At 71.6% G+C, this 18,335-nt stretch carries 7 protein-coding genes; 1 reads left to right on the top strand and 6 read right to left on the bottom strand.

Going from position 1 to position 18,335, the window contains the following annotated elements; all coding sequences use genetic code 11:
- Position 1: 1 nt before the first annotated feature.
- The 5 genes from ACIBCA_RS00175 to ACIBCA_RS00195 form a co-directional block, all read right to left on the bottom strand.
- Positions 2-1,651 carry an alpha/beta hydrolase gene (locus ACIBCA_RS00175; protein WP_396280476.1) on the bottom strand — a complete coding sequence of 550 codons (1,650 nt, stop codon included), beginning with the start codon at positions 1,649-1,651 and terminating at the stop codon, positions 2-4.
- A gap of 158 nt (positions 1,652-1,809) precedes the next feature.
- Positions 1,810-2,346, bottom strand: coding sequence for an NUDIX hydrolase family protein (locus ACIBCA_RS00180; protein ID WP_107057322.1), 537 nt, complete (start codon positions 2,344-2,346; stop codon positions 1,810-1,812).
- Positions 2,347-2,555: 209 nt separating this feature from the next.
- Positions 2,556-3,821 carry an aspartate kinase gene (locus ACIBCA_RS00185; protein WP_396280477.1) on the bottom strand — a complete coding sequence of 422 codons (1,266 nt, stop codon included), beginning with the start codon at positions 3,819-3,821 and terminating at the stop codon, positions 2,556-2,558.
- Positions 3,822-3,825: 4 nt separating this feature from the next.
- Positions 3,826-5,205: a diaminobutyrate--2-oxoglutarate transaminase family protein gene (locus ACIBCA_RS00190; RefSeq protein ID WP_396280478.1), complete on the bottom strand. Its 1,380-nt coding sequence runs from the start codon at positions 5,203-5,205 to the stop codon at positions 3,826-3,828.
- 143 nt (positions 5,206-5,348) lie between these two features.
- Positions 5,349-9,248 carry a Pls/PosA family non-ribosomal peptide synthetase gene (locus ACIBCA_RS00195; protein ID WP_396280479.1) on the bottom strand — a complete coding sequence of 1,300 codons (3,900 nt, stop codon included), beginning with the start codon at positions 9,246-9,248 and terminating at the stop codon, positions 5,349-5,351.
- Positions 9,249-10,158: 910 nt separating this feature from the next.
- On the opposite strand from ACIBCA_RS00195, the gene ACIBCA_RS00200 reads away from it, so the two are divergent.
- On the top strand, positions 10,159-17,511 hold the full coding sequence (locus tag ACIBCA_RS00200; RefSeq protein ID WP_396280480.1) for a LamG-like jellyroll fold domain-containing protein: 7,353 nt from the start codon (positions 10,159-10,161) through the stop codon (positions 17,509-17,511).
- A gap of 70 nt (positions 17,512-17,581) precedes the next feature.
- Here ACIBCA_RS00200 and ACIBCA_RS00205 read toward each other — a convergent pair whose 3' ends face one another.
- On the bottom strand, positions 17,582-18,244 hold the full coding sequence (locus ACIBCA_RS00205; RefSeq protein ID WP_396280481.1) for a TetR/AcrR family transcriptional regulator: 663 nt from the start codon (positions 18,242-18,244) through the stop codon (positions 17,582-17,584).
- Between the last annotated feature and the right edge of the window lie 91 nt (positions 18,245-18,335).

Here is an 18,335-nt window from a genome sequence, read left to right on the forward strand (position 1 = left end):
GTCAGCGCAGGACGCCGTGGACGGCCTCCGGGTCGCCGGGCGCGAGCCGCCCCGCCCCGGCCTCCGCGGCCGCCGCACCGGTGAGCGCCTTGGCGGCGGCCGGCGGCGGGGTCACGTACACCGGGTCCGGGTCGGCCTCGGGCGCGCAGGTCTTGGCGATGCGGCCCTTGCCGTCGGGCAGGCTGCCGTCGCGCAGGTAGGCGGTGAAGGTGTCGTCGAGGCAGGCGTTGCCGTGGAAGAGGATCTCGTGGAAGCTGCCGCCGTTCTGGACGACGAGCTTGGAGCCGGGCAGCGCGTCGTGCATGGCGAGCCCGCCCTCGTACGGGGTGGCGGCGTCCTCGGTGGCCTGGAAGAGCAGCACCGGGGGCAGGCCCTTGCCGTTGATCTTCAGACGGCCGGACTGGTTGCCCTGGTAGGGCCAGAACATGCAGGCGGCGTTGTACCACATGTTGTTATACGTGTAGAAGGGCGCGACGGCGTCGACCTTGGCCTGGTCCTTCTTCCAGACCTCCCAGTCGCGCGGCCAGGCGTTCTCGGTGCACTGGGCGGCGTTGTACGCCGGGAAGGTGCCGTCGTCGCCGGCCGACGGGGCGGCGTACCTGTTGTACGCGATGGCCAGCGGCCGGGTGTCGTGCTGGGTCAGGAAGCCGGAGAGCACGGTCGCCATCCGGGGCCAGCGCAGGAAGTTGTAGCCGCCGCCGTAGAAGGTGTCCTCGAACTCGGCGGGGCCGATCTTGCCGGGGGCGGGCGCGGCCTCGACCGGCTCCTTGCGCAGCGCGTCCTCGACCTGGGCGTACGCCTTCTTCACGGTGGCGGCGTCGGTGCCGAGGTGGTAGACGGAGTCGGCCTTGGCGGCCCACTCGGCGAAGGCGTCGAAGCGGCGCTGGTGTTCCTTGTCCTGCAGGATGTTGTGGTCGTACCAGCTGATGGTCGGTCCGACGATGCTGTCCAGGACCATCCGGCGCACGTGCGAGGGGTAGAGCTGGCCGTAGGTGGAGCCCAGCGAGGTGCCCCAGGAGCCGCCGTAGAAGTTGATCTTCGGGGCGCCGAGGGCGCGCCGGATGCTCTCCATGTCGCGGGCGCTGTCGACGGTGGTCATGTGCGGCAGCAGCCAGGACCAGTCCGCCGCGCAGTCGGCGGCGTATCCGGCGGCCTTCTTCAGCCACGCCTTCGCGGTGCCCTGGCTGACCTGGTAGTCGGGGCGCTCGGCGTCGAAGTAGTGGGCGTCGCAGATGACATGGGGGTCGCTGCCGTTGGTGCCGCGCGGGTCGAAGCCGATCCAGTCGTAGGTGGAGGCGACGTCGGCGGGGACTTTGCCGGAGATGTACGCGGGCATCCAGAGCCCGGAGTCGCCGGGGCCGCCGGGGTTGAGCAGGATCGGGCCCTGCTGCTTGTCCTTGGGCGCGGTGGCGGGCAGGCGGTTGACCTTGATGCTGATCTTGCGGCCGCGGGGGTCCTTGTAGTCGACCGGCACCTCCAGCATCGCGCACTGCAGGGCGGGGGTGGTGGCGTCGTTACAGGAGGTCCAGGCCAGGCGGGCCGGGTTGAAGTCCTCCTGGGCGGCGACGTCGGGGTCGGCGGCGGAGGCGGAGGTCACGCCGAGGGTCGCGACGGCTGCCGCGGCCGCGAGGAGGGCGATGGCTTTTCTCATGGGGAGCATGATGTGACATGTGCAATGGCACATCCAGAGAAGCGACCGGACTTTGCCAAGACTTGACCCGGCGCCGACTGTCCGTCAGATCCCCTGGGCCGCCCCGCACATACGGGAGCCCCGGCCGTCGGCGGCCGGGGCTCCCAGTGGACCGTCCCTCAGCTCAGGCACCCGACATGGGCCAGCGCCCGCTTGAGCAGCGCCCCCTGACCGCCCGGCATGTCCTGGAGCACCAGCTCCGAGGACGCCTCCTGCGGGCTGAACCACACCAGGTCCAGCGCGTCCTGCCGGGGCCGGCAGTCCCCCGACACCGGGACGACGTAGGCGAGCGAGACCGCGTGCTGGCGCGGGTCGTGGAACTCGGTGACCCCCAGCGTCGGGAAGTACTCGGCTACGGTGAACGGCTGCAACGACGCCGGGATGCGCGGCAGCGCGACCGGCCCGAGGTCCTTCTCCAGATGCCTCAACAGGGCGTCCCTGATCCGCTCGTGGTGCAGCACCCGCCCCGACACCAGCGTGCGGCTGACCGTCCCGTCCGGGCCGATCCGCAGCAGCAACCCGATCTCCGTCACCTCCCCCGTGTCATCGACGCGGACCGGCACGGCCTCGACGTACAGGATCGGCATCTTGGCCCGCGTGGTCTCCAGCTCCTCGGGGGCCAGCCAACCGGGCGTGGTTTCCGTCAAGTCAGACATTCGCCGATCGTACGATCCCCACGCCTCTCCCGTCCCATCCACCCGCCGCACACCCGAAACACGTGGCCCCGCCCCGCCACCCGCTGCGATCATCCGACGGTGAACACCCCACTCCCCGACGGCTGGACGATCGAGCGCATCGTCGTGGACATCCCCGTGGCCCGGCCAGGAGGTTCCGGCCGGGCCACGAGGTGCGGGTGCGGGCCGCGTCAGCGGCCTGAGCCCGCGTGGACGGCGGCGAGTTCGGGGGCGCCGAGTTCGAAGGCGGAGTGCCAGGCGCGGACGGCTTCCGGGAGTTGGTCGGCGGGGCAGAAGGCGGTGACGTGGAGGTCGGAGATGGAGATGGTCTCCAGCTGGATCCCGGCGGCGGCCAACGTCTCGCAGCAGGTCGCCAGGACGCCGGGCTGCGAGAGCAGGCCGGTGCCGACGAGCGAGAGTTTGCCGACGCGTTCCGTGTAGTGCGGGTCCTCGATGCCGAGTTCCCGGCAGTGCGGGTGCAGGGAGCGCAGGACGGTCGGGCCGTCCTGGGCGGGCAGGAGCAGCGAGATGTCGGTCGTGCCCGGGGTGGTGCGGGTGGTGTCCTGGACGGTGAAGTGGAGTTCGGCCTCGATGTCGGTCACCACCTGCAGGACGCGGTTGGTGAGTTCGGGGGTGTCGGGGACGTTGCCGAGGGTGATCCTCGCCCCGGTGGCGTCGTGCGCGACGCCGACGACGTTGGAGTACTCGGCGGACGGCGCGGCCGGGGCGCCGGTCACCATGGTGCCGGGGTCGTCGCCGTACGAGGAGCGGACGCGGATCGGGACCTGGTGCCGGCTGGCGTACTCCACGCTGCGCGGCGCCAGCACCTTGGCCCCGTTGACGGCGAGTTCCCGCATGGTCTCGTAGTTGACGTGGGTCAGCAGCCGCGCGTCGGGGACGATGCGCGGGTCGGCGGAGTAGACGCCGTCGACGTCCGTGTAGATCTCGCAGAGGTCGGCCTTGAGCGCGGCGGCCAGGGCGACGGCGGTGGTGTCGGAGCCGCCGCGCCCGAGGGTGGTGACGTCCCCGGTCTCGCGGCTGATGCCCTGGAAGCCCGCGACGAGGGCGACCGCGCCCCGGTCGAGGCTGCGGCGGACCCGGTCGGGCTGCACGTCGATGATGCGCGCCCGCCCGGGCGTGGTGGTGGTGTGGATGCCGGCCTGCGCGCCCGAGAACGAGCGCGCCTCGACGCCGAGGGATTCGACGGCGATGGCCATCAGGGCGTTGGAGATCCGCTCGCCCGCGGTCAGCAGCACGTCCAGTTCGCGCGGCGCCGCGCTGTCCGTCACCTCGCCCGCCAGGTCGAGGAGTTCGTCGGTGGTGTCGCCCATCGCGGAGACCACCACGACCACGTCGTGGCCGGCCCGGCGGGTGGCCACGATGTGCTCGGCGACCCGCTTGACCCGCTCCGCGCTGTACACGGACGATCCACCGTACTTCTGCACGATCAGGCTCATCTGCTCACACCTCCCCGTGAGTGGCTTTCGCCGTGCGGATCGCGCCCAGCAGGATCGTGCAGGCCGTGTCGACGGTGGCCGCGGTGACGTTGAGCGGGGGCATCAGCCGCACCACGTCGTCGTCGCGGCCGCCGACCTCGACGATCAGCCCGCCGCGCAGCGCCTCACGCTGGACGGCGGCGGCGAGTCCGCCCGCGGGGCGGTGGTCCTCGGGGTCGGCGAACTCGATGCCCCAGATGAGGCCGCGCCCGCGCACCTCGGCGACCCACGGTTCGTCCAGCAGCGGCTTGAGCCGGTCCGCGATCTGCTCGCCCCGCCGGGCGACGTTGCCCAGGACGTCGTCGCGCCGGATGACGCGCACGGCCTCCACCCCTGCGGCGAAGGCGAGTTGGTTGCCGCGGAAGGTCCCGGTGTGGGCGCCGGCGGCCCAGGTGTCGAGTTCGGCGTCGTAGATGATGAGCGCGACCGGGGCGCCGATGCCGCTGAGCGCCTTGGAGGCGATGATGACGTCGGGTTCGATGCCGTACTCCTCGAAGGCGAACCAGGTGCCCGTGCGCCCGCAGCCGGTCTGCACCTCGTCGACGACCAGCGGGATGCCCAGCTCCCGGGTCAGCGTGCGCACCCGGCGGGCGAAGTCGGCGGTCGCGGGGATGATGCCGCCCTCGCCCTGGACCATCTCCATCACCACGGCGGCGGGCAGCGGTATCCCGCCGTTGCCGTCCGTGAGGGCCCGTTCCAGGTAGCTCACGCAGTTGGTGGCGCAGCTGTCGGGGGTGAGGCCGACGGGGCAGCGGGCGCAGTAGGAGTACGGGAAGAAGTGCACGCCGGGGACGCCGTTGGGCACCGGGCGCTTCTGGGAGACCAGTCCGGTGAGCGCCATCGCGGCGTGGGTGCTGCCGTGGAAGCCGCCCTGGAAGGCGATGACGTCGCCGCGCCCGGTGGCGGTCTTGCACAGCTTGAGGGCCGCCTCGACGGCGTTGGCGCCGGTGGGCCCGCAGAAGTGGATCTTCATGCGGGAGCGCATCGACGCCGGCAGCATGGAGAGCTGGGCCTCGACGAACGCCTCCCGCACGGGCGTGGGGAAGTCCAATCCATGGGTGAGCACATCGAGTTGGGCGGTGACGGCGGCGACCAGCTCGGGGTGGTTGTGGCCGAGCGAGAGCACGCCGGCGCCCGCCAGGAAGTCGATGAAGACGTTGCCGTCCATGTCCCGGACCATGCTGCCGGACGCCTGCTCGATGGCGATCGGCAGCCGGCGGGGGTAACTGCGGGCGTTGGACTCGTAGCCGTGCTGCCGGGCGAGGAACCCGGCGGAGAGCGGGCCGGGCAGGTCGCCGGTCACCTGGGGGCCGGCCAGTGCGTCGAGCGGCTGGAGCGAGGTCACGAGAGCCTCCGTGGGGGGTGGCGTGGAGAGAACGCGTTCGGCGGGGTCGTGTCCCGCCGAGCAGGACGGCTGCGGCGGATGACGCCGTGGCCGGGACCGGGGCCGACTGGGGCGCGGCTCCGGGGCGTGGGGGGGCGTACGGGTCAACAGCGGCGGGCGGGTATGCCGCGCCACTGCGTCCGGGGCGGCAGGTGCTCGCCCTTCATGACCAGGGACATCGCGTCCAGGGTGGTCCCGGCGCCGACCTGCGCGTCGTAGAGGACCACGCAGCGGGCGCCGACCGAGCCGGCCGGTCCGACGACGACCTTGGACATCTTCATGACCCGGTCCTCGAACAGGTGGGTCTGCAGGGAGGTGAACTCCCCGACGGCCGCGTCGTCGCCGACCTCGACCAGGTCGAACTCGGTGAGGTACGTCGTGTTGAGCCAGACCCGGCGCCCGATCCTGGCCCCGAACAGCCGCATGACCCAGGGCGCCGCGGGGGTGCCGGTGAGGGAGTTGAGCAGCGCGGGCACCACGAGGTTCTCGAACAGTCCGGTGATCAGCTCGGTGCGGCGCACCCAGATGCCCCACAGCGGCTCCACCCGGGCGCGGTAGCGGCCGATGACGAGCCACTTGAGGAGCACGACCACCAGCGTGGCGAGCGCTCCGGTGCCCAGCAGCAGGGCCGGCCCGAGCAGGAGGAGCACCAGGGGCGAGGTGGTGCGGCCCAGCTCGAGGCTCGCGTACAGGGCGGCGAGCGCGGACAGCGAGCCGATCGTCGTGGGGAGCGTGACGCGCAGGTACTCGATGGCCAGCCGGGCGGCAATCAGGCCCGGGCTGGGGTCGTAGGTGTACTTGGGCGCGAAGTTCCGGCTCTCCTCGCGCCGGGGCAGGAAGATCGCCGGTGAGCCGAGCCAGGTCGTCTCCGGGTCGATGGGCCTGCTGGGGGCGATGGAGTGCACGCCGAGGAGGCTGTTGTCGCCCATCCGGCAGGCGCCGGGCAGCAGCGCGCCGTTGCCGACGAAGCTGCGCCTGCCGACCTCGGCCGGCGCCAGGGCGATGCGGCCCCGGTGGAAGACGGCCGGGGCCACCACGCTGACGTCCGCGACGAAGCTGCGCTCGCCGATGATCAGCATGTCCGGGTCGACGAAGCTGACGGTGGCGACCTCGGACCAGCGCCCGGTCCGGGCGCCGAGCAGGCGCAGGAACGGCACCAGGTAGAGCGTGGAGTAGAGCGAGTGCGTCAGGGTGAGGCTGGTGGTCAGGAGGCCGTCGGCGATCCACTTGCGCACCCCGAAGCCGCTGCGCTGGGCGTGGATGCCGGCCCGGGCCCGGGGCATCACGGCCCGCTTGACCAGGACCACCAGGGTGCAGGTGGTCAGCACGAACAGCGGCCCGGCCGCGAAGGTCGACAACAGCGCCCAGCGCGGGCCCCGGGCCCACCAGACCCAGCCGATCAGGGCCGAGCCGGTGGCGGCGATCACCAGCGGGACCAGGATGAGCGCGAGGGCGCCGACGGTGTAGCCGGCCAGCACCCGCAGCGGCCAGGGCCGGTCGTCGGGCTGCTCCGCCATGGCCTGGAGCACGGGCGGGGTGGCTTCCTGCGCGCGGGCCGGGGAGCCGGCCCAGTGCTCGCCGGCCGGTACGGCCTGGTCGGCGGCGATGAGGGACTGCTCCCCCACCGTCGCGTCGTCGCCGAGCACGGCGCCGGGCAGGAGGACGCTGTTGGTCCCCACGCAGCTGCCGTTCCCGAGCCGGACCGGGGCGAGCCGCAGCCAGCCGTCCTCGACCGCGAAGGACTGCACCCGCGCCCCGTAGCCCACGCTCACGTGGTCGCCGAGTTCGACGAACCTCGGCAGGCCGAACGGCGAGGACACGTGGCAGCCGCGGCCGATCCTCGCCCCGAGCAGCCGCAGGAACGGCGGCAGCAGCGGCGATCCGGCCAGGAGCCCGACGGGTGAGCTGGCCATCACCTTGCCGTAGAGCCAGAACCGCAGGTAGGTGACGCCCCACAGCGGGTACCAGCCGGGGCGCACCCGGGCCAGCAGCAGCCGGCAGCCGAGGGCCGGGATCAGCAGCACGTCCAGCAGCGTCCAGGCGATCTCCAGCGGGATGAACTCGCCGTACGCCAGGTGCGCGAGGTAGCCGAGCGGGCCGCCGGTGCCCACGCCGGGTGTCGGCTGGTTCCCGGTGACCAGCAGGCGGTACAGCAGGACCAGGACGGGCATCCCGAAGACCATCAACCAGCTGTACAGGAGGGTGAGTTGGGCCACTCCGCAGGCGGCGACCCGGAGGGTGGAGTGCCGTCGCGGAGCGGGCCCCCGCGCCCGGTCCGGCCTCGAATCCGCAGCTTGGGATTCGGCTTCGGCTTCGGCTTCGGCGCTGTCGACGAACGCGGCCAGGGCCCGCACCGTGGGGTGCGCGTAGAGGTCCCCCATGGCCAGGTGGGACAGCTCCGGCAGGAGGCGCAGCCTGGACATCAGCCTGGCCGCCGCCATCGAGTGGCCGCCCAGGTCGAGGAAGAAGTCGTCCTCGACGGAGAGCCGCCCGACTCCGAGCACCTCCTGCCACACGGTGGCGAGCCGGCGCTCCGTCGCGGTGTCGGGGCCCACGTCCGCCTGTGCGCGCTTGGCCAGCGGGGGCGAGGTGGGGGCGGGCAGCGCCTTCCTGTCGACCTTGTCCGCGGCCAGCAGGGGGAACCGCTCCAGCACCTCGACGAACGAGGGGATCATGTACGCGGGCAGCCGTCCGCGCAAGGTGGCGCGCAGGCGCTCGCGCAGCGCCTCGTCGTCCCGTGTCCCACGGTCGGTCAGCGTGACGTAGCCGACCAGGTCCTGGACCACGCCGTCGAGCTGGCGCGGGACGACCACGGCGTTCTCCACCGCCGGGTCCTCGCGCAGCACCTCCTCGATCTCCGCCAGCTCGATCCGGTACCCGCGGATCTTGACCTGGGTGTCGATCCGGCCCAGGAACTCGATCTCGCCGGTCGGGGTCAGCCGCCCCAGGTCGCCGGTGCGGTAGATCCTCGGGCACTCCTCCCGCTCGCGGGCCACCGGGTTCACGACGAACTTCTCCGCCGTCAGGTCGGGCCGGTTGAGGTAGCCGATCGCCACGCCCGGGCCCCCGATGCAGATCTCCCCGCTCTCGCCCTCCGGCACCGGGCGCAGCTGCTCGTCGAGGATGTAGACCCGGTAGCTGGGCAGGGGTCTGCCGATCGTGACCGGCCGCCGGGGCGAGAGCTCGCCCCAGGTCGCGCTGACCGTGGACTCGGTCGGGCCGTACACGTTCAGGAAGCGGCGCCCCGGCCGGGACCACCGTTTGACCAGGTCGGGAGGGCACGCCTCGCCGCTGACCAGGAGGCTGCGCAGGGTGGAGACCTCGGCCTCGATGGTGGTGAGCAGGGTCGGCACGCAGCACAGGACGGTGATCGCCTGCTCGACCAGGAAGGCGCCCAGGCCCTCGCCGACGCGCCGCTCGTTGGTCGGCCCCGCCACCAGGGTGGCGCCGACCACCCAGGCCGGCCAGATCTCCTCGACCGAGAAGTCGAAGGCGAGCGACAGCCCCTGGTAGACCCGGTCCTCCTCCCGCACCTGGTAGATCGGCGCCACGGACTGCAGGAAGTTGACGATGCTGGCGTGCGAGACGGCCACGCCCTTGGGCCGCCCGGTGGTGCCCGAGGTGTAGATGACGTAGCAGACGGACTCGGGTTGGATCGCGACGTCCGGGCGCTCCCCGGACTGCGCGGCCACCTGGGCCTCCGACTCGTCCAACTCCAGTATTGGACATGGCAGTCGGTGGGTCCTGTGTCGCATGGCCGAGGTGGTCACCAGGGTGCACAGCCCGGCGTCCTCGGCGATGAACCGGACCCGGTCGGCCGGGTACGAGGGGTCCAGCGGCACATACGCCGCCCCGGACTTCAGGACCGCGAGCAGCGCCACGTAGCTGTCCGGGGAGCGCTCCAGCAGGATCCCCACACTCCGCCCCGGCCCCGCACCGCGCCGCCGCAGCAGGTGGGCGAGCCGGTTGGCCCGCTGGTCCAGTTCGGCGTAACCGAGCGACACGGGACCACACGTAACGGCGGTGTTTCCCGGAACCCGGTCGCAGGTCCGCTCGAAGTACCGGGCCAGCCCCCGGACCGGCGGAAGCTTCCACCGATCCGGGGCTTCCGGATCATCCGGCCCATTGATTGGTGTACTGACTTTTAATGTGGATCCCGATTCCGGCACAATCCCTCACATTCAGCGGAGAATGATAACGGCAGCAGCAGCCGTCGGATTTTGCGGACGATTTTTTGAGCAAATATTTGAGGAGTATTTGCGAACTCTTTGCCCTGTGCATGACAAGCCACACACGCACCTCAGGGCGCAGGGAAACCGCAGTTCAGCCATGCCCCAAGCCGAACCGTCCCGACGCTTGACGCTCGACGTCCCCAGAACGTCGCACCGCACGTTTCCCCCGTGCAGTCACGGCCGTGTCGCAGCCGTCGATATCCTCGCCCCAGCGACCGGCGACAGGCCGAACCGCCCGCACGCGGCAGCCGTCCCGATCATTCCTGGAGCGGTCCTCTAACTCGTCGGACCATATGTCGTAACTCGCAAGTACCGCAAGGGCGACCGGTTCATTAAGGGGATTCTCATTTAACTCTCATTCACCCCGGCCCCGGCTCCGATAAACAGAACGGAGGCCGACCGGGCGGCCGGCCTCCATGCGGGAGACCACCCCGTCGACGACCGGCCGCCACCGCCCGCCCAGCGCGGGCGCCTCGCTCCACCGTGACCGGAAGGCAGGATTCCAGCCACCTGACGCTGCGTTCAAGTCGCTTGTACGGCCGGTCATTTCATAACCACCTCTCTACCAAAACCCCACATGCCAGACTGACCGTCGCCCTGTGAGGGGTGCGAGGAAAGTACAACGCCGCCCGGGCCGGCAGAGGCCCCGGATCGCGGCGTCCACGCACGTGAGAGGGGAACAGTGGCACCTCAGGAATCCCTGCTCAAGACGTATGGGGACCGCTCCTACCGGCACGTGACCATGGCCCGCCACCAGGGCACCACCATCGCCTTCGCGATGGACTCCAACCGGCGGATCGTCTACTCGGTGCTGGACCTGTCCGGCCAGCAGACCAAGGGCGAGATCGACACCGCGTACTGGAGCGAGAACCCGGCCGAAGTGGCCTTCCCCCGGGAGATCGCCGAGGTCGGGTTCGCCGTCGTCGGGGCGACGGCGATGCCGACGGTCAAGCGCGGCGGGGCGGAGGCGGGCCCCGACGAGCGGCCGCTGCCCGCCGAGATCGACCCGTACCTGTCCACGACGGCGCGGCTGACGGCCGACGCCCCGTTCCACGTGCTCTCCGACGGCACGTACGTCGTCGTGCTGCGCCAGTCCGTCGGCGCGACGGACCCCGGCGCGGTGTACAAGCTCACCGGCGGCGGCTCCTCCGGCGACGCGGCCCGCACCGACTACGTGCTCAGCGGCACGAAGAAGGTCCCGCTGGTGCGCGACACCCTGCTGTGCGACCGGTTCCTGCTGGTGGACGGCAAGTTGAAGCCCGTCCTGGAGGCGCGCTTCAAGCGCAGCAGACACGCCACCCGCCCGGAGTCCACCAAGGACAGCCTGGGCACCGAGGACCTGGAGGGCCGCCCGTTCTACGAGCCCACCCAGAAGCTGTCCTTCGTCCGGAACCTGACCCGGGGCCGGTTCGCCGCCGTCCTCGTGCCGACCGCGATCAGCAACGTGCAGCGATGGCAGCTCTTCGCGCACAACGACGCCACCGGCCGGGTCGACTGCTTCAACATCGAGCAGGGTGCCCAGGGCCTGTTCAACATCCAGGGCACCCGCTTCTACACCAGCCCGGACGCGACCTACCGGGACGCGGTGTTCGAGCGCAGCCCGGGCACCTGTCCGTTCACCGGGCGCGAGCTGGTCCCGGTGACCGGCACCGAGGGCTACGCGGAGACGGCGCTGCGGCTGACCGGCACCGACCCGTACGTCGACCTGGGCGATCCCGCGGCGCTGCGCTTCGCGGGCGGGGCCTACTCGATCGAGGCATGGGTCAAGCCGACCTCCCACGACGGCCCGGTGCTCGGCCGCGACGGGGAGTACCAGCTGGCCGTGGACACCACCGGCGCGGTGACCCTCACCCACACCGGGTCGCCCTCCCCGCTGACCTCCACCGAGACCGTCCCCACCGACGTCTACACCCACATCGCCGCCACCTTCGACGGGAAGACGGCCAGGCTGTACGTCAACGGCAAGCCGGCCGGCAGCGGCGCGCTGCCCTTCACCCCGGCCACCGGCGCGAACACCCTGATCGGCAAGGACGGCGCGGGCGACCACTTCGACGGCGACCTCGACGAGCTCCGGGTGTGGAACCGGGCGCGCTCGGAGGCCGAGCTCGGCGACAGCATGAACCACCGGCTGATCGGCAACGATCCCGGCCTGGTGGCCTACTACCGCTTCGACGAGGGCTCGGGCACCACCGCCTACGACCAGACGGACAACGCGCTGCACGGCACCCTCAAGGGCGGCGTGGAATGGACGGGCTCGGACGCCCCGGTCGGCGACCACCCGGGGGTGCGGCGCGACAGCTTCACCCTCGACGGGCGCACGGTCGAGTCCGGCATGTCGGCCGTGCTCTACCACCAGCAGGAGAACGTGGTCGCCGGGTACCGCCCCGACCCCAAGCCCGCCAAGCGGCAGGCCCGGGTGATGCTGGCGTTCGTCGCCAAGGACGCCCAGGGCCCGTCCACGGCCGCCCTGGACTTCGCCGTCGGCCGCGACGGCCGGCTGGCCCAGGCCCCGGACGTCCTGGCCCCGACCTCGCTCAAGCGACCGGTGAAGGGGCAGGACTCGGAGCAGCTCAGCGTCCTGCAGCAGACGATCAAGCGGCTGGAGCCGGAGATCGCCGACCTGCGGCAGAAGATCGCCCAGCTGGCCGGCGCTGCCGGCAAGGCGGACGAGTACGAGGCGGAAGAGGCCCGGAGGAAGCCGGACTTCGACGCCCTGGAGCGGAGCTACCTCGCCGAGAAGGACCTCCCGGGCGCCTACGCCTACAACCTGAGGCTCAAGACCGAGCATGTGATGCCGAACGGCTACCGGTCGCAGTGGCTGTTCTTCGCCGGATCCGCCGGAGGCACCAGCCTCGGGATCTTCGGCGAGGACAAGGGCGACCAGCAGATCAAGGCGGTCTGGCGGTTGGAGCCCGTCAGCAGCCGACCGGAGGACAGCTCCTACTTCCTGGTGGTCGCCGACTCGGCCAAGCAGGAGCTGCACATCGAAGGCGACTCGACGGCGGAGAACGCCCGGGTGAACCTGCTCAAGGCCGAACCGAACAACCCTGCTTCGCAGTTCCAGCTGGTCACCACCAACAACGACGCCACCGTCACGCGCGAGATCCGCCTCGTCAACCGGAAGAGCCGGCTCGCGATCGGCTCGCCCTCCGCGGTCACGAACCCCTTCGTATACCAGTCGAGCGAGTGCCTCACGGCGGAGTCGGGTCTGCTCGTCCTGGTGAACCTCGGCATGCGGTCGGGGCTGGACAAGAAGTACCTCCCGCAGAAGGCGGAGATGGACGAGCTGCGCCGCAAGCTCCAGGAGGCGCGCACGGCCAAGGAGCGCACCAGCGAGCTGAACCTCGCGCTCACCGCCAGGCAGGCGGAACTGCAGGACGCCCAGAGCAAGTTGGCCGCCCTGACGAACGCCGCGCAGGGCGACGACGACCTGACGCTGGCCATGCCGCTGCTCGCGGTGGACGCCACCGGCCTGAGCCTGTCCGGCTGCCTGCTGGACTTCGCCCAGGGCCCCGACCGGCCGGCCCTGATGGACAGCGGCACCGGCAACCTCGTGCTGTACTTCCGCGGGCTCAACGGGCAGTTCTTCGCCGTGTACTACGACACCGGCGTCATCCGCGGCACCCGGACACTGGCCGGGGACGGCGGCACGCTCGCCTTCCTCGCCCGCGACCCCGCCGTCACCCTGGACACCTGCACCATCCGGATCGGCGACGGCGACGCCCCCGACCGGTGCGACCTGACCGTCACCGTCGGGACGGTCACCGAGACCTGGAAGTCCCTGCCGCGCAAGGCCGACCAGCTGGCGGCCGCACTGGCCGGGAACCCCGGCCGGCCGGTCACGGTCGGCGCGGTCGCGAAGGTGACCGGCAGCACGGTGGAGTTCACCTCCGCCACCACCGTCCGCGTCCCGGCCCGGGCCCACCTGCTCATCGGCAGCACCAACTACGCCGCGTCCGCCGAGGCCCCGGTCGGTTCCAAGAGCCTCACCCTCACCGCAGCGGGCACCGCGATCAAGCCCGGCGACAAGGTCAGCCTCGTCGCCTACGACTGGGGCCAGGCACAGTCCACCCGCCCCGGGGTCCTGCTGTCCGGCGGATCCCGGCTGATCGGGCTGGCTCCGGGCGGGGTCGAATCCGTCCCCAACGGCACCGCCAAGGAGTCCGTCGCCGGTCGCGGCTGCCGCTGGCGGGCCGAAATGCCCGGCCGCGCCTTCCAGTTCGACGGCAAGGACCAGTACCTGACGCTGCCCGCCGCCAAGTACCCGGCCGTCACCCCGGCCGGCGACCTCAGCCTGGAGGCGTGGGTCAACCCCGAGGCCGGGCAGGGCCGGCTCGTCCACGGCAGGACGGACGGGGCGAGCTACTCCCTGGCGCTCGCCGCCGCCGGCCTCCCGGTGTGGCAGTTCCTGGGCAACTCCAAGGTCGAGCTGACCGGCTCGCTCGACCTGTCGAACCGCGACTTCACCGTCGAGCTGTGGGCCAAGCGGGACAGCGTCCGCGGCGTCCGGGAGCCGCTGCTGACCCACGGCCACCTGCCGGGCGGCCAGACGGACCGCACGCTGCACCTGCACTTCGAGCCCAACGGCGCCTTCGGCTTCGGGCTGTACGCCGACGACCTGACCACCACGCAGACCTACACCGACCTGGAGTGGCACCACTGGGCCGTGGTGTACCGCAACGCCACCCGCGAGCGCTTCGTCTACCGGGACGGCGTCGAGGTCGCCAAGGACGTCGCCAAGGGGGCCTACCTCGGCAACGGGCCGCTGGTCCTGGGCCGGCAGGAGTTCAGCAACACCTCCCTCTACGGCCAGATCGACGAGGTCCGCGTCTTCGACCGGGTCCGCACCCCGCAGGAGATCCTCGCCCAGCGGTTCCAGCGGCTGGGCGGCATGGAGCCCGGGCTGATAGGCCACTGGAACTTCGAGGGGACGAACGACACGGCCTCGCCGATCAAGGGCTACCAGGTGGTCGCCCGGGTGGGCAACCAGGTGATGCGGTCGGCCGAGCGCTTCCCGTGCAACGAGTGGGGCCACGTCGCCGCGACCTTCACGCAGTCCTGGGCGGTGCGCCCGGAGGGCGGCGAGGGCCTGTCGGTGGCCTCGCAGGACTCGCTGAACATCCTGGAGGACCTCACCATCGAGGCGTTCGTCCAGATCGAGCAGCTGGGCAAACCCGCGGTCCTGGTCTCCAAGGGATCGGTGGTCGACGGCGGCCGGGACGGCGTCCCGTACCAGCTGAGCGTCCTGGCCGACGGCCGGCTGGAGTTCGCCTTCGCCGACGCCGGCGGCAAGGCCGCGCGCTTCACCTCCACCGAGACCGTGACCCTGGGCGCCTTCCACCGGGTGACCGTGGTGAGGCAGCGCCAGCCCGACACCGCCGGCAACATCAAGGCGGGCGAGGCCGGCCCCGCCACGCAGGACGTCCGCATCTACCTGTACCTCGACGGCAAGCTGGTCCTCACCACCTCATGGGGCGGGGCCACTTCGCAGGCCAACACTAGCCCGGTGGAGATGGGCCGGGGGCTGCGCGGCGTCCTGGGCGAGGTGCGGCTGTGGAACACCGCGCGCACCGCACCCCAGCTCGGGCTGCCCGTCAGCCCGCGCGACAAGGGGCTCCTGGCCTGCTGGCCCTTCAACGAGAACGCCGGCAACGTCACCCTCGACCTCAGCGGCTCCTTCCCCGCGAAACTGCGGGGCGCCCGCTGGACCCGCGACCCCGACCCCAGGGCCAGCATCCTGCGGCTCTACCGCAACGGCGACCCGCTGTCCGAGGGCACGCCGACCGCCCAGGACCGCGACGCCTCGGGCGACCACCAACTCACCCTGGGCGCCCGCCTGGTGGGCGGCAAGCCGACGGAGCTGCTGACCGGCACCCTGGAGGAGGTGCGGATCTGGCGCACCGTCCGCACCCGGGAGCAGATCTCCGACAACCTGTTCACCCGCCTGCGCGGGGACAAGCAGGACCTGCTCGGCTACTGGCCGTTCGACAAGGACTCCACCGCACCCGGCAGCGCCTCGGTGCGCGACGAGGGGCTGCGCGCCAACGACCTGAACTTCTCCCCGACGCGGCCGCGCATCCTGCTCTCCACCGCGCCCGTCTCCGCCGACACGGCCCAGGTCCGCTCGGCCCTCGCCGACGTGCGCACGCCCTTCCACAGCACCATCGCCGGAGCCCCCGGCGCCACCGAGTACGCCGACCTCCAGTACGACGCCAGGGGCCAGGCGATCGGCGTGCTCAAGCGCTGCTACGGCTTCGTCCGCGACGGCCGCTGGCACCTCATCACCGGCTACAAGGTCGGCGACCTGATCACCGAATGGGTCGGCCAGGCCCAGTTCGACCCGCAGCTCATGGGCTACATCGAGGGCGCCCCGCCCGTGCCGTCCGAGAACCTCACCGACAAGTCCGACGGCTACGCCGGAGCCTCCTCGGTGGAGTTCACCGAGGCCGACCAGGTGCTGCAGAGCCTGTCCGCCAGCAAGACCGAGAGCACCAACACCGCCTTCAACGTCTCGTTCGGCGCCGAGACCGACGCCGGCGCCATGGCGGTCGCCGCACCGCTTGGTTTCGGCGTCGCGACCCCGGCGGCCAAGGCCCAGCTGAAGCTCGCCGTGACGGGCAGCCTGGAGTTCTCCAACTCCTGGAGCGAGGACACCAGGATCAGCCAGGGCACGAACACCGCCCGCAAGACCAAGCTGGCGCTGACCGGGTACGTCGAGGACCCGGCCAAGGTGCTGAACTCCGCCATCGGCCGCCGGTACGTGCCCGCCAACACCGGCATGGCGCTGGTGCAGTCGCAGACCGCCGACGTCTTCGCGCTGCGCCTGGCGCACACCGGCGCCCTGGTCGCCTACCGGATGATGCCCAACCCGGACATCCCGCTGGACTGGAACATCATCCACTTCCCGATCAACCCCCGCTACACCAAGCAGGGCACCCTGGACGGCGCGGTCGGCTTCAACGACCAGGGCAAGGTCACCGATCCCGACTACCCCACCGCCACCGGCTACGGCGAGTACAGCTACTTCAAGCCGCGGGACGCCTACGCGCTGAAGCGCCGGATCACCCGCGACCAGCAGCGGCTGCAAGCCTTCTACGAGTCGATCTCCACCGAGATCGACCGCAACACCATCGACGAGGCGGCCAAGGCGCAGGCCAAGTCGGCCCTGCACTCGATGGGCGTGCTCACCGGCCCGGACACCCGCCGCACCACCGCCGGCAGCAAGAGCGCCGGCGGCTTCGCGCGCCGGGACCTGGTCAACACCTACGTCTGGACGGCCCAGGGCGGCTTCTTCGCCGAGACCACCGAGGCCACCGACGCCGTCAGCGAGACCACCTCCGGCGCGTACAACATGAGCGCCACGGTCGGCGGCTCCCTCGACCTCAGCTTCGGCCTCGGCCCCTTCGGCTTCTCCATCCACCTCGACGCCTCGCGGGGCGGCAGCCTCAGCCTCACCAAGGCCAAGACCAAGGACTCCACCCGCACCTTCGGCCTCGACGTCCAGTGCGCGCCGAGCGGGGACCTGCAACGCCGGGACAAGGACGGCAAGCCCGACTACGACAAGGCGGGCAAGCCCGTACTGGTGCCGGGCAAGGTGGACGCCTACCGCTTCCTCACCTTCTACCTCGGCGAGACCAGCGCCAACTTCGACGACTTCTACAACAAGGTCGTCGACCCGACCTGGCTGTCGAACAGCGACGCCCCCGACGCCGCCGCCCTGCGGCAGACCCGCCAGAGCTCCGCGAAGCCCCCGTGCTGGCGCGTCCTGCACCGGGTCACCTACGTCAGCCGGGTGCTCGCGCCCATCCCGCCGGCCGGGGCGCCGCCGCTGGAGAAGGCGATGCGCGCCGAGAACATCGACAGCAACTACGAGCTGATCAGGCGCCTCGAACCGTACGTCCGCCCCGCCGCCACCAGCAGCGCGGCCCTCGCCGCCGCCACCCGCACCGCCCTCGCCGCCCAGCTGCCCGAACTCCTGCCCCACGCCCCGGAGATCATCGAGTACCTGACCCGCTACTTCGGATTGGAGAACTGACCTCCGCCCCTGCCTCGCCCGCCCGCCCGCCGCACCGACGGCGGGCGGGCGGGCGCCTTTCCAGCACGCCTCAGGACAGCTCCGCCGGCGTCGCGAGACCTGCGGTGCGCGCGGCCAGGCCCGCCTGGACGGTGAAGAGGCGGTCGCGCGTCTCCTGGTCGAGCGCGCTGAAATGCCCGTGCGCCTCCAGCGTGACGAAGCCGTGCACGGTGGCCCAGGCGAGCATGGTCGCCTCCACGGCATCGGGGACCAGCGGGGTGCCGAGCCGGCCGCGCTCGGCCGTGTCCGCCACGAGCTCGAGCATGTGCTCCTTCACCCGCAGCCCGGCCGCCGTGGTCGGTCCGTCGACCGGGGCGGCGTACCCGGGCACCGGGGAGCCGAAGATGAGGGCGAAGCGCTCCGGGTGCTGCTGCGCCCAGGCGCGGTAGCTCGCGCAGGCGGCGTGGAAGCGGCCGTCGAGGTCGTCCGGGGTGACGGTGGCCCTGGTCGCCCTGAGCGCCTCCGACAGGCTGTCGTAGGAGTCGGCGACGAGCGCGGTCAGCAGCTCGTCCCGGTCGGCGAAGTACCGGTACAGCGCGGGCGCGGTCATGCCGAGGCTGCGGGCGATGTCGGTGAAGCGCAGGTTGGCGCTGCCGTGCTCGGCGATCAGACCGAGGGCCGCCTGCTTGATCTCCTCCACCGTGCCCGCGCGCAGCCGCTCACGGCGGGTGCGGGCCTCGCCCATCTCGGTCATCGCGTCTCCCGTTCGCTCGGTGCGGGACGGCACGGCGCGGCACCGCATTGACAATCCGTACCCGTCGACGGATACGTTACGCCTCATAACA

Source organism: Kitasatospora sp. NPDC051170, from assembly GCF_044455705.1.
In the GTDB taxonomy this organism is placed as follows: domain Bacteria; phylum Actinomycetota; class Actinomycetes; order Streptomycetales; family Streptomycetaceae; genus Kitasatospora.